This is a genomic window from Mucilaginibacter pocheonensis (assembly GCF_031456535.1).
Taxonomy (GTDB): domain Bacteria; phylum Bacteroidota; class Bacteroidia; order Sphingobacteriales; family Sphingobacteriaceae; genus Mucilaginibacter; species Mucilaginibacter pocheonensis.
In genome coordinates, this window is the sequence record NZ_JAVDUU010000005.1 from 438,021 (window position 1) to 451,618 (window position 13,598).

General features: G+C 38.8%; 8 protein-coding genes and 1 rRNA gene. 4 read left to right on the forward strand and 5 right to left on the reverse strand.

Features of this window, described 5'->3' with window-relative positions; translation table 11 throughout:
- Positions 1-156: 156 nt before the first annotated feature.
- Positions 157-1,137 (reverse strand): acyl-ACP desaturase, encoded by a 981-nt coding sequence (locus tag J2W55_RS25015; RefSeq protein ID WP_310103003.1) that lies wholly within the window; start codon positions 1,135-1,137, stop codon positions 157-159.
- An 883-nt stretch (positions 1,138-2,020) separates the two neighbouring features.
- Between J2W55_RS25015 and J2W55_RS25020 the strand changes: the two genes are divergently transcribed.
- The 4 genes from J2W55_RS25020 (at position 2,021) to J2W55_RS25035 (ending at position 9,001) form a co-directional block, all read left to right on the forward strand.
- Positions 2,021-3,367, forward strand: a complete 1,347-nt coding sequence (locus J2W55_RS25020) for a sensor histidine kinase (protein WP_310103006.1) — start codon at positions 2,021-2,023, stop codon at positions 3,365-3,367.
- Between the two features lie 13 nt (positions 3,368-3,380).
- Positions 3,381-5,465 (forward strand): cellulose biosynthesis cyclic di-GMP-binding regulatory protein BcsB, encoded by a 2,085-nt coding sequence (locus tag J2W55_RS25025; RefSeq protein ID WP_310103009.1) that lies wholly within the window; start codon positions 3,381-3,383, stop codon positions 5,463-5,465.
- 119 nt (positions 5,466-5,584) lie between these two features.
- Positions 5,585-7,429 carry a glycosyltransferase gene (locus tag J2W55_RS25030; RefSeq protein ID WP_310103012.1) on the forward strand — a complete coding sequence of 615 codons (1,845 nt, stop codon included), beginning with the start codon at positions 5,585-5,587 and terminating at the stop codon, positions 7,427-7,429.
- Positions 7,430-7,438: 9 nt separating this feature from the next.
- On the forward strand, positions 7,439-9,001 hold the full coding sequence (locus tag J2W55_RS25035) for a hypothetical protein (protein ID WP_310103015.1): 1,563 nt from the start codon (positions 7,439-7,441) through the stop codon (positions 8,999-9,001).
- 689 nt (positions 9,002-9,690) lie between these two features.
- Here J2W55_RS25035 and J2W55_RS25040 read toward each other — a convergent pair.
- The 4 genes from J2W55_RS25040 to rrf form a co-directional block, all read right to left on the reverse strand.
- Positions 9,691-10,452 (reverse strand): DUF5131 family protein, encoded by a 762-nt coding sequence (locus tag J2W55_RS25040; RefSeq protein ID WP_310103018.1) that lies wholly within the window; start codon positions 10,450-10,452, stop codon positions 9,691-9,693.
- The gene (gene tcmP, locus J2W55_RS25045; protein WP_310103021.1) at positions 10,452-11,300 is read right to left on the reverse strand and encodes a three-Cys-motif partner protein TcmP; all 849 of its coding nucleotides are present in this window, start codon (positions 11,298-11,300) and stop codon (positions 10,452-10,454) included. Before tcmP ends, J2W55_RS25040 begins: the two co-directional genes overlap by 1 nt.
- Positions 11,301-11,893: 593 nt before the next feature.
- Positions 11,894-12,967, reverse strand: coding sequence for an AAA family ATPase (locus tag J2W55_RS25050; RefSeq protein WP_310103024.1), 1,074 nt, complete (start codon positions 12,965-12,967; stop codon positions 11,894-11,896).
- A gap of 255 nt (positions 12,968-13,222) precedes the next feature.
- Positions 13,223-13,334, reverse strand: a 5S ribosomal RNA gene (gene rrf / locus J2W55_RS25055).
- Positions 13,335-13,598 lie beyond the last annotated feature (264 nt).

Consider the following 13,598-nt stretch of genomic DNA (forward strand, 5'->3'; position numbering starts at 1 on the left):
TCTGAAGACTACGAACATAATCGTCTGAAGTCAGAGACTTCAGACAGCGCAGTATAGAATCTCTCTTCGTTCGAGATGACAAGTATTATTATTCCTTATCAAACAAAAAAGACGCAGGTGATGCGTCTTTTATTAATATTTTATCGATGATATAAACTATCCGTTTATCCAGCTAAACTTGTATTCGAGCATCGGATTTTTCATCCGCTCGGCTACACGCAATAAACGCGAAGGCAGGTTCATGATGTAATCACGTGCCTTTTCACCGGCTTCGTTCAGGTCGGTTGTACTTTCAATGTGCCAGTCTTCTATCAATTCTTTTAGTATATCTACATAATCAATAGCTGTATAAATACCCAAACGTTGGGCGGCATCGGTAAAATGGCCAAAAGTTTGGCCTATTTTCAAACCTACTTCACGCAAAAAATGAGCTGGCATAACAATTTTTTTACGCATCATATCCTCAAAGGCTATCATGGCTTCGCTTGGATCAACTTCAAAAATTTTCTCTATAAAATATTTGTAGGCTTTGGCATGGCGTGCCTCATCGCTTGCAATAACCCCGCACATTTTTGATAACAGGGTATCCCCGTCTTTTTTGGCCTGTGATGCCACACGCCTGTGCGATACATTGGTAGCCAGTTCCTGGAACGAGGTGTATATAAAGTTGCGGTACGGATCATTGCCGGTGCCTATATCAAATCCATCGGCTATCAAATACTGGGTTGATATTTCCATCATACGCATGTTAACCCGGCCAGATAGGTAAAGGTATTTGTTAAGCAGATCACCATGACGGTTCTCTTCGCCTGTCCAGTGGCGCGTCCATTTCATCCAACCACCTTCTTCATCTTTTGAAACACCGGCTACCATGGTAAGCCATGACTCGTATGTTGGCAAAGCCTCCTCGGTAATGGTATCGCCAATTAAAACCGCGATAAGATCATAGCTTAAGCCCTGGGCACTTTCCTGCAGTTCTTTTATTTCGCTAAAGAAAGAGTCGCGTGAAGAATCCGGTAAAAAATCAGACGGCTGCCATATGGTATCTATAGGCTTCAAATATTCATGCATCTTTTCGAGCATAAATTTTTCAATATGCACCATTACTTCCCGACGCTTTTCTTCAAAAAATTCCATAATAACTCTTTATCATGCAAAGGTAATCAATTAAAGAATATTTATATTATTCATTTTACAGCATTATAGCTCATTCCGGGCAAGATGCGGTGTTTAAATAGGTACTCGTTATGCATGGCGCTAAGCAAAAAGGAAAGCTTTATTAAGTGAAAAGTATAAATGAAATCTCCTGTGTCGTAGGTCAACCTGCCCGGCTCATATGCTATTGAGGTTTGATACTTCCACTATCAGCATGGGTTGCTCATCAATTTGGCACATAGGTTACCACGTTATGTGCAGTAACTTTCCACACTTTGGGGTTTATATGGGGCGGTTTATGATATTTAACCAAAAAAACTCCGGTTGAGCTTCTGCGGTTGTTTCTTTTGGTCAGTTTTAATACAGATCAATAATTTAGGTGTTCCGGTTAAATATCTCTTGCAACTTAATTTCCTATTAATGACGATCTATCATCAGCTTAAGCCACAGGCACGTTTTGTTTTATAATCTCATTAATACTTATCCATATCCGCTCATTTTCAACAAGTTTAATTTTAAACGGGACAACAGCCCAGGCAACCCGATGCCTTTTAATACAGCGCTTTTTCAACAACTACAGATCCGTTTTCTTCAAGCCCTCGCCGCTTAAGAACTGCTTGATCACTCAATGTTCAAGCCATGAAATATTTTATCCGTTGTTTAAACTCTGCGCCCGTTAAAAGCCTGTAAATAGCATGGTGCGCTTTTGGACTGCTTTTTGCAATAGCGCCCGCGGTTTATTAATATTAATATTAACAAAGCGTTCACAATTTTCGTAAAAGAAATGCAATTACTGCTCAATATTTTAAACCTTATATAATAAATCAAAAAGAGCTGATCCTAAATAAATTCAAGATAACAGATAATGTTTGTTCAAATTGCAAAAGACGAATTAATAAAAGAGACCTCAAAAAAAGCGTGGTTCCAAACAAATAATATTATCTGGTCCATCATTTTACTTTATCCCATTTTTAGCATTGTTGACTATATATATGCTTCCGAAATTTGGGTTCAACTTTTCATAATACGACTGATAACCAGCATTTTAATATTTACATTACATGGCGTTTTCGTTGCCAAAAAATACGATTACCGCCTGTTACTGCATATTAGTTTCTTTATCCTTTCCCTTACATCGGCTATTTTGTGCAACATCATTAAGATCCAGGATCTTAATATTTATTACCTAGTTTTTGCAACCATCGTGTTATTTTTTAACCTCCAGGTATTTTGGGAACCCTTTAACTCGCTCATACAGGTACTTATCGCTTTATTGCTGCTGGCTATATTCTTTAACTTATTAAGTGAATATAACCTGGATATTGTGATCAGTAACGGCGGAGAGTTCTTTTTTATAACCGCTGTTATTTCATGTATTATTCCGGGCACCCGTTATAAGGTGATGAAAAGAGATGTACGGTCGCAGATACTGATCGAAAAATCAAACGAGCAGCTAAAGCAACAGAACACAGATATCAACGCTAAAAACAAACTTATTGATGCTCAATACGAACAGTTACGCAAACTTGACATACAGAAAAACAGCTTCATCAATATAGCCGGGCATGATCTTAAAAACCTCATAGGATCTGTAATGATGAGTAACAACATGATCAAGGAGGAGAGTCACCGCCTAAGCGACGACCAAAAGGAGTTTGTGGGGTATATATCTGAATCGGCAGATAAAATGCAATACCTGCTGAACAGGCTGATGGATGTTAAAGAGATTGAATCATCAGAAATACAGTTCAACCTTGAAATATTTGATGCCAACGTAGAGGTAACCAATGTTTACAGGGGCCTTTATGAAACTGCGCAGATGAAAAATATTCATCTTATTAATAACATATTGAAATTACCGCTTAATGTTAAGCTTGACCGGGTGTTTGCCGGGCAGGTATTTCAAAACCTGTTATCAAATGCTATAAAGTTTTCACAAACCAATAACAACATCAGCGTGGTTACCAGCCTGCAACGCCAAAAATTTGTTTTTGAGATAATTGACGAGGGCATTGCTATTGGCCAGCAAGAGCTTGATATGATGTTCAACAAATTAAAAACGCTTAATGATACAGCAGGTGCAAGTGAAAGCCGTCTTGGCCTGGGGCTTTCCATCGCCAAGTTAATGACCCAGGAAATGGGTGGCGACCTAAGCTATCGCAGTGACGATAATGGCAATTATTTCAGAGTAGAATTTTACGTTATAAATTAATATTTACATCCAGATGAATAAATTTTTATCCCTATTAGCCTTTGTGTTTTTATTTAGTACCGCAACTCGGGCACAAAGTATTGTAACTTTTAAATCGCTTGGGCATGAGGACGATGTGATATACGGGATGAGCGGCGCCAACTCATTTTATGTGAAAATTACCCCGCTTAATGAAATGGATGGTAGTAAGCTGGTATTATACTTTGAGCCTTCACAAGCCCTGAGAAAAGAACGCTCGTATATAAACGTTCTTATTAACAACAAGCCCGCATATAGCGGCCACTTAACAAAAGATTCTATACAAAGGCTTGCGCTTAACTTAAGCCGGGCAGATCTGTCGGCTGATAAATTTTTGAAGATTCAGATCAAAACACTGCTCACCATAACCGACGATGAATGTAAGGACCTGGATAATCCTGCCCTGTGGTTAAAAGTTAAAAATTATTCATACCTGTCATTAATTAAAAGCAATAAAAGTTTCCTGGATAACGTAAATATCAGTAATTGCTTTGATTCAAAAAAAGCTATCGTTTATCCTTCAAACCCAACCCTTCATGATCTTAAAGCGGTGGCCTGGGCATATGCAAGGTTAAAAAAGACACAGGCCAGAAACATACAGTTATATGAGGACAGCAAATTACCTGATAGCGTACGCAACTACATCAGGGTTGGTAATATATCAAGCTTACCGGCAGCAGCCCGCTCGTTGGTAAAAGTTACCCCTCAAAATGATCAGGGTTTATTTTACCTGCACAAATCGGTTAGTTTAGTTAATGATACCATTACCCATTTGGTTGCAGGGCCAAAAGGTAGTTTAGTACCGGTTAAAACCATAACTAAAGAAAACCTGTCAAAAGAGATATTATTTATCACCGGCGGCGATGATAACGGCTACGAGAAAGCAGTTACTGCCCTGGGTAACATGAATATTCTTAACTCCACCTATGGCGATTACGTGCTTATTGAAAAAGCGCAAAATGCTTTCTTTAAAAATATAGATGAGAACCGCTCAAAGTTATCGCTGAAACAAATAGGCGGCGTAAGCGATTTCTTGTCGGGTATTGGATCATTAAAAAACGCTTATACTTTTAAAAACAGCGATTTTAGCTTTACACCAAAAGAGGTTGAAATAAGATTTATTGCCAATTATAGTGGCTTAAGTCCGGGCGACCGCGGTTTCTTTAACATTTACCTGAACGGACTGCTCATCAGCAGTGAAAAACTGGATGCATCCGGCAAACTAAATAGCTCAATAACTATTAACCGTTACCAACACCATAAATATAATACGCTGGAGGCCGAGTTTAGGTTTTTCCCTACAAATGGTCATTGCAAAGACAGCTTCACCAATTTTTTTGCCGAGGTTGACGTTGATAAATCATACCTGGAATCAAAAAACCCTTTTATTACAAGCACCTTGAGTTTTTATCAATATCCGGAAGCCTTTAACACAGGCACTACCCGCATATTAGTAAACCGTAAATATGCAAAATATGCCGCCGGCGCATTGGGCGAAATCATTTATGAGCTGAACAATAACATCAATGCCAATAATTTCCCTGAGTTTGTTTACTCGGACGACATTAAGCCCGATGAGCTCAAAAAATATAACATCATTGCACTGCTTTCTAAAAATGATAACTTGTTAAATGAGTTTGCTGATGCCCCCATTAAATTTAACCGGGACTTCCGCTTGTACAATACAGATAATAATACACCGGTTTACTCCCTGTCTGACACGGTGTCAAACGGTTTGGCCCAAATATTTTACGGGCGCAGCAACAATGCAACCCTTGTAATTACCGCTACGGGCAGCCATCTGGCCGAAGCGTTTTTAGCTGCTTCAAAATCAATTACCGAACAGCTTTCAACGCTATCAAGCAACGTATGTATATCTGACGTTAACTCCAACAAATATTTGTTCAACATTAACCAATCAAGCGACAACTTAAAGTATATCGATACCAAAAGTGATTTAACCCGCTTCTGGGACAATTACAACCTGTACATACTATTAGGCATTTTGATACTGATATTGCTTTCGTTCCTGTACGTTCGTTCAAAAGTTCAAAAATCACAGGAGTTATTTAATGATTAATCTGTTTTAAGTAAGTATGAGGTAGTGAGTATCAAGTATCAGGATTTTTTGATTGTGCTTGCTTCAATTATTACCTGATACTCACTACTTGATACTAAAAACACCTTTATTTAAATATAATGAGTATTTCTATCCCTGAGCTTTTGATTAACGATGGATTTATATCAACCGGCGATCAGGAAAAAATCAAAAATTTTTCGGAAAGATCAGGACTGTCATACCTTAAAATAGCCCTTAACTTCGGTTATATATCACGCAAAAACTATGAACGCTCATTAACAAATGCCGGTTTTATATTTGAGCCGGTAAGGGAGCAGGCCTTTGACACCGAAGTACTAAAAAAGATTGAACTAAAATTTGCTAATGATCATATAGCTTTACCGCTGCGCATTGAAAACAATAAGGTAGTGACCTTAATGAGCGATCCAAGCAATCAATTATTTATTGAATTTATAAGGTCCACCTATCATAAAGAGCCTGAGATAATTATTGCACAAGACCTTGATATTACCTGGTTAAGCCATAAGCTACTTGGCGAAAAGTATGTTAAGTCGTCTGTTTTTGAGCTCTTAAAACGCGATCCTAAAAGCTCGGCTTCTACTACCTTTACAAGCGCCCAGCTTATCGGCATCTTTATTATCATTGGCATTACTGCTATCGGGTTGGTTCTGAGCTTTAAAAATACATCTATCATTATTAATGTTATAATCAGTACATTTTTCCTGATAGCTATTATTTTTAAGCTGTTCTTAGCTTTGGTTGGTTCGCGCTTTGAGCTGCACCAGGCTGTATCAAAAGCCGATGTAAGAAACATTATTGACGATACGCTGCCCGCCTACACTATATTATTACCTGTTTATAAAGAGGATAAGCTGATCAAAAAGCTGATTTGGAACCTGCAAAGCATCGACTATCCGCGCGAGCAGCTTGACATTAAGCTGCTGATTGAAGAAGATGATGACAAAACATTAAAAGCGGTTCAAAATCTTGACTTCCCCGGTGTTTTTGAAGTAATAATAGTTCCTTATCACCTGCCTAAAACAAAACCTAAGGCATGCAATTACGGTCTGCATTTTTCAAGGGGCAAATATTTGACCATTTACGATGCCGAAGATATCCCTGATACTGATCAGCTTAAAAAAGTAGTGTCGCTGTTTTCAAAACTGCCCGAAAATTATATTTGTGTACAAAGCGCGCTCAATTATTTTAACCGAAATGAGAACTTCCTTACCAGAATGTTCACGCTGGAGTACTCCTACTGGTTTGACTATATGCTTCCCGGGCTTGATACCCTTGATATCCCTATCCCGTTAGGAGGAACCAGTAACCATTTTAAAATGGATGCATTAATTGAACTGGGCGCCTGGGATCCTTTTAATGTAACTGAAGACGCCGATTTGGGTGTACGTGCTTATGCCAAGGGTTATAAAGTGGCCATCATTAATTCAACCACTTATGAGGAGGCCAACAATGAACCGCTTAACTGGATACGCCAGCGCTCCAGGTGGATCAAGGGTTATATGCAAACTTACCTGGTACACATGCGTAACCCCATAGCCTTGTTAAAAAAAATTGGATGGAGAGGGTTTTTAGGCTTTAACTTTTTTATCGGTGCTACATCAGCCACATTTTTGGTTTACCCGCTTTTACTGGGCATATTTATCAGCTACCTCATATTTGATTTTTCAACCATGCGTACCCTGTTTCCTGATTGGGTGTTGTTCATATCAATATTCAACCTGATGGTTGGCAATATTCTGATGATATATATCAATATGATGGCCGTATTTAAACGCCGTTTTTTTGAACTGATATTGTTCGCTATCGCAAACCCGGTTTACTGGCTTATGCATTCTGCAGCAGCTTACATGGGCCTGTATCAGCTTATAGTGAACCCCTTTTATTGGGAAAAAACCACTCACGGATTAAGTAAGGTTAATAACCCGGTAAACGTTATTAAATAGGATATGCTGATGAAAATTTCAAAAAATCAATATCTCATTATCTTAACGCTGATACTTGGCGCTTACTATCTTATTACCGGCATTTACTTAAACCATTTGGGCTATTACAATCAGGAAAGTATCTTTTATATAGAAAAAGCCAAAATAGTTTTTGAAGGGTTAGGCAACCGGATAAAGGTAATGGGCCTCACTTCGCCTCCTTTGCCATTTTACAACACTTTTATTTTTAGTGCTATAAGTTCAACCCTGGCGCCGGTAATAGCATCTGCCATTGGCACAGCCATTTTGTTTTACATTATTGCCAACTTGTTCATCAGGCGCATTAATGACAATTTTTATCTGTACATCGTATTGGTATTGTTTTTCCTTCACCCGGGCATATTATATGTTGCCTGCTCCGGAAAAGCAATTTATATGGTGCTTACCTTCTTCTTTCTTTTCTTTTTTTTCCTGCTTAAGTTTTACCGGTCAAATACTACGTTTCATGTTTCGCTGGCCAGTATATGCCTGGTTATCCTCATTTTTTCCGATTATAAGTTTATATGGCTCAGCCTGTTCTTTGCACCATTGGTATTAGCTATTACCCTGCAAAGCTTAAACCTTGGCGAAAAGGAATCCATTTTCAGGTTATTTTTAAGTTTCAACAGCCCTTCGCTCCGCCGTAAGCTTATCAATAAAACATTCGCTATTTATGTTATCCTGTTCATTTTACCGGTAGCATCTGTTGTTTCCTATAAACTATTAAATCTCACCCATTCCAATGATCTCAACTATTTTCTGGAGAGCCCCTACGCAACCTGGAATGTATTGGTTGATAAACTTAACTATGATATAAATACAACCAGTGCAAACTACCAGCTGCCTGAGCTATCAATAATGATATCAATAAGGGTTATTTATTTTTGTCCGCTTATACTCATTGCCATTTACCTGTTCAGGGAAAGCACTTACCAGGCTTTAACTATTTTAATTCCGTTCGCCTTTGTTGAGTTCCTGCACATCAAATACGACAAGCTGTTTCTAACCTACGAGTATTACCTTATTTTCCTTATTTTATCATTGTTGTGTCTCATTTTCAAGGCACTAACGGTCAGTCAAAAAGTACTTAAGCCGGCATTGGTTCTGGCTGTTTTGTTCCAACTATATACCGGGTATACTTTTCTGAGCAAATCATTAATTACTGACGAAAAAAGATTTATAACCACACTTACTACCCGCGAACCTAACGCTGACCAAAGCGAAAGCATGGAGATTGCGCAGGTTATTGATAACCTGCCAAAAGATACCCATGTGTTAATGGACGACGCGGTATCATATCCTATTGCAGCCTTTACAAACGACATCAAAAAGCTCACCATGCCCTACCAGGACCTGTTTTTAAGCGCGATAGAAACACCCTACCGGTATGACGATTATATATTGATTGCCACGGCCAAAAATCCTTTTACAGGTTATACGCAGCTAAATAACAAGTATATACCAGTTATCAGGACGGTTAACAGCGGCGTAAACTATAAAAGAGTATACGAAACCGATAACTGGATCCTTTACCGCATTATTTCCACACAATAACAACGCCTAAACCCTATCCCTATCATATCATGAAAACCCGCCGGCAACGGTGGGTTTTCTGTTTACTTTGGTCGCCACAAAAGCAGCAACTTCCCAACGCGTCATTGCGAGGTACGAAGACAACCGACCGTAGGGAGCTCATTAATAGCGAAAGATAAATACAACATTAATAATCTCTATGCTATACAGTGCAAATAAGTCTATCGCAAGCGCTCAATTGCCGCTAAGGCTGTTACTTTGTCTTGATACAAAGTAACCAAACATCAAGTCAGCAGAAATGCTTCTTCCGCACATGTCCTTTGCCCTGCAAACCCGGCAGAACCACGGGCTGCTAAATTTTGCCCCTACTGCGTTCGCTCATTACCCTGCGCTTCAGGCAAAATTGCTGATGCCCCTCCAGCCGCACCAGGCCACCATGTTCTGCCTGTTTTCACCCGAAGCTGATCTGCTGACACAGAAAGAAAGGAGGGTAACAGTTTTACTAACGGCATCATTCTCCACGCGTCGTTGAGAGGAACGAAGACAACCGACCGTAGGGATCTCATTAATATCGATAAATAAACACAACATTAATAACCACGAACTTTACAGAGCAGATAAATGCTTAAAAATAACAAGCTGGGCGTTTGCAGAGGTAATGGGCTTATGATAATTTGGAGTGAGGTTTGTTGTTGCATCAAAAGAGCCCATTATGCAGCTTTATTAGGCATTTCTCTATATATTTTCCCGTTCAATTCACAGCCGCCCTTTGCATGTTGTGGGTGTTCTGTTAATATTGTCGGGTCATCCGGATTATTATTAAATTGTGGTTTACCCCATTGTTTAAAAAAGAAAGCTACACCTCTTTTTTCACAGGCTGTTTTTACAAACTCAATCCATTCCTTTTTAATAGGCCGTGCTTTATGGCCGGATTCTCCACCAACAATTACCCAATCAATCTTTTTGAGATTTAAAGTGCTTACTGGGGCTATTAATGGTTCAATTGACAAAAACTTAGTTACGGCTTTAGTTTTAGAAAGCTCGTCTATTCTATAAGTGTAATCTTCACTTTCAACTGATACTCCCATCCAAATATTAGCCGTCCAATTCAACTCGCCTGAAAGTTCAAGTAATCTTTCAGAACGTTTTGTTAATACCTGATAAATATGTTGTGGTGTATTATTCATTACAGAAAAAACGGCCTTTATAAAATCAACTGGTACTTCAGGATGAAAAAGATCACTCATTGAATTGACAAATACAATTTTTGATTTTTTCCATGTAAAAGGAATATTCAATGCATCCGCATGAGTCCGAATATTAAAGCCATCTTTATATTTTTCAATACCCATAGCTTTTAATCGCCTAGACATAACTTCTGCATAACAGAATTTACAACCAGGGCTTATCTTATTGCAGCCAGTTACTGGATTCCAGGTTAGCTCTGTCCATTCTATATTTGACTGTGCCATTATATTCTATATTTAGGTTTAATGATATCATTAGCAAGGGCTAGGGCCGTTTTATTATTAGTGGCCATCATGAAATGATACATAATAGAGTTCGTGCTATTCCTCATTACAAATGAATCAGAAACAAATTCAAAGATAGTCTTTAATCTTTGGCTATATAAATTTCCTATTTTCTGAATAATTTCTACATCTTTATTAACAGAAGTTTCATCTCCAAACAACGTATTAATTGTCTTATCTGAATAAAAATGCTTTAATATTTCATTTCTTTCAAGTCCTAAAAACATTTCCAACTTTTTAAGCCAAGCTTCAGGTATATTTTTATCATTTTTTAATAATCTATTTACACCTACGCCGGTAGGCACTAATATCCATAAATCTATACCCAACCCTTTCAAATGCTCAATTGATTCCCAATTTACAGACATTCCATAAGGATCAATAAATGCGAGGGCTCTAAAAGGCTTATTTTCTTTTAGAAATTTAGCCATATGCATTAGCTTTATGTTACAATCTTCCTGTATAACTGGAGCTCTTTTGCTCGGATAATTTTCTTTAATTACTGCTTCAAGTGATTCTTTATTCTTTTTATTCTTTTCAACAAAGTAGTAAATATCAAAGGGTTTGGGGTCATCAATTTCAAGGATTCTTAAAGCTGTACCCTTAATCGCATCCTTTTCCTCATCTGCCTCAATATGACCTGAACCTGCAAAGCCATCAAAGTACAAAGTTTTTACCCAAGTCTGTTTATTCATGATAGTTAAATATGCCTTTGCATACTTCACTACTATTTCCATTTTGGCTTCTGTCCAGTTGCCACCAAATTGATTAACAATATTGCTTTTCAAATCAAAAATACTAATTTTTTTAGTTAATATATTTTTTAATTAATTACCTATTGAGAATTCATATTTTAACTTAATCTTTCTCAGTCTTGCATTATATGGAATTGCATTCTCATGATATGAATTCAGATGAATCAAAACATCAGTCGAAAACTCCCTAAGAATTATGCTTTCAGAAAATAAAGAAAGATTATGATTTTCATTATCGCTTTCATAGTTCCATAAATCAAACTATTAAGCTGGATTTTTACAAACACAAAAGTTCCATAGTTCATAGGAGTGCATAGTGGGGTTAAACTATGATCGTCTTCTTTAGAAAAAAGTGTTAGTTTAATCCAGTTTTCAGTATGGATAGATGCAGTAAATTGCGCTTTGTACATGACACGATTTAGGTTTAAATATCTAATATACAGATATTTATTTAATAAAAACCATAATCTATAAATATTTGGTCTTTGTCGTCAAATGTGTCGCTAACTTTATAATAACGGCGACCTTGCAATCGAGGATTGCTTCGTCGTTCCTCCTCGCAATGACAACTTTATTCGTTATTTGCCAGTTTTGGCCCCACACCAAATCTCGTAGAAGCTATTTTATCACTTGGGCATCAACTTGTTAACCAAGCCTAAGGCGATATGAAGTTCGCGGCTTATTTGGCGCTGGGTAAGGCCTTGAGCAGAGAGTTCGGCTACTTTCTGGGATAATAATTCCTGGTTCAGCATGTTGCGGGTGCGCAGGTGCAGGCGTTCGTGGCTATTACCGCCGAACTCAAACTGCAAAAAGTTGTGGGGCTTTGTAATGTGGCAAAGGCATATATTATCTTCGCCGTATACCTGCGCGGTGCTGCGTTGTTTAATTTGCTTGAGGTAACACAGGCGCTGGTTGGCGCTGCTGGTACCAATGGCAAAGGCGCTGTCGGCCAGGTTGATCAGCAGCTTACTGCCGTGCAGGTCATCGGCCGAGAGTGTTGAGCCGGGGTTACGGCGTTTGGGTGTATGAGCCAGTACCAATATAGACAGGAAATGATCGTTTTGGAGTGCTTTGAGGCTTTTCATGAGGCTAAGGGCTACAGCAGCATTTTCGGTACCGCCGCGCAAACAGCTAATGTTATCAATAATAAGTACCGTAGCCTTGATCTGTTTTATCCTATATTCAAGGCCGGCAATAATGTATTCATCATAGTTTTTATAGTGATCGGGAATTTCGTTATCGGGATTAAACTGAGCGCGTAAAAAATGATCAGTAAAGTTGTAATTGCCCTGCGGGTGGGTATAGCGCTGATAAAATTGTTTGGTACTAAGTTCAAAATCGATATATAGTACTTTGGAGGGTTTAACGTCGAGGGCAAACTTCGCAATTGGTTTGCCATGAGCTATGCTGTTCCCGATCTGCACGGCCAACACAGATTTACCAACGTTAGTATCGGCGAAAAGGATACAAAGTTCTCCCTGGTGCCAAAACTCACCAAAAAGCATTTTTTTCCCGGGTTCGCGCTCACCAAGTTCCATCCAACGGTTACCGGTAAAAACTGTAAACAGGTAACGGCAAGCTTCAGGGTCAGGAGTGGCCGGTATTTTTAATCTTTCGGCAGGGCGCAACGTATATCCGCGGGTTTCGGCACGGATATTTTCGATACGCTGAGGGCGTTCGGCAGAATAATTTTGAGACATTTGAATAAAGGTGAAAGTAAAAGCGAAGATTTAAGGTTGTACCTTATATCCAAATATAACGAGTATAGCTGAAAGAAGTGGTGACAGCGTTTTGTCAGTAGGGTATTGTTTTTAAGCGACTGATTACCAGGAGTTCACGGGTGTTCACGAGCGTTCACGGGGCGTGAACATGAACATATTGGAAGGGCATGAACGCAAAAAAGCCTTAGGGTTACCTAAGGCTTTTGCATTTTTACATCCTTTTCGGATGATAAGGTTTGGCACCGACCTACTCTCCCACGTTTTACCGCAGTACCATCGGCTCTGGCGGGCTTGACTTCTCTGTTCGGAATGGGAAGAGGTAGACACCGCCGATATAGGCACCTGAATATTTTTTTAGAATGGAACGTCTGGATTTGGGTATGGACACAGGCTTACGCCTTCGTCTCATATCTCCTATCTGTTAGCTCTCATCTAATTGACATATTATTGAAAGAAGTGATTGATTTCGAGAAAACAACAGTATTAGTGTTTCAGTGAGTGGTTAGCTGTTGGTCACGAGTATTGCTACTCATCACGCACTTTTCACCACTCACCATATTACCTGCTATGAGAAAGCTTCGGGCAATTAGTATTACTCGGCTTTGATGTC

What these genes read in the sequence shown, in the direction of transcription:
- J2W55_RS25020 (WP_310103006.1), top strand. Translation starts at nt 2,021, where the DNA reads ATGTTTGTTCAAATTGCAAAAGACGAATTAATAAAAGAGACCTCAAAA.
- J2W55_RS25040 (WP_310103018.1), bottom strand. Translation starts at nt 10,452, where the DNA reads ATGGCACAGTCAAATATAGAATGGACAGAGCTAACCTGGAATCCAGTA.
- J2W55_RS25030 (WP_310103012.1), top strand. Translation starts at nt 5,585, where the DNA reads ATGAGTATTTCTATCCCTGAGCTTTTGATTAACGATGGATTTATATCA.
- J2W55_RS25050 (WP_310103024.1), bottom strand. Translation starts at nt 12,967, where the DNA reads ATGTCTCAAAATTATTCTGCCGAACGCCCTCAGCGTATCGAAAATATC.
- J2W55_RS25015 (WP_310103003.1), bottom strand. Translation starts at nt 1,137, where the DNA reads ATGGAATTTTTTGAAGAAAAGCGTCGGGAAGTAATGGTGCATATTGAA.
- J2W55_RS25035 (WP_310103015.1), top strand. Translation starts at nt 7,439, where the DNA reads ATGAAAATTTCAAAAAATCAATATCTCATTATCTTAACGCTGATACTT.
- J2W55_RS25025 (WP_310103009.1), top strand. Translation starts at nt 3,381, where the DNA reads ATGAATAAATTTTTATCCCTATTAGCCTTTGTGTTTTTATTTAGTACC.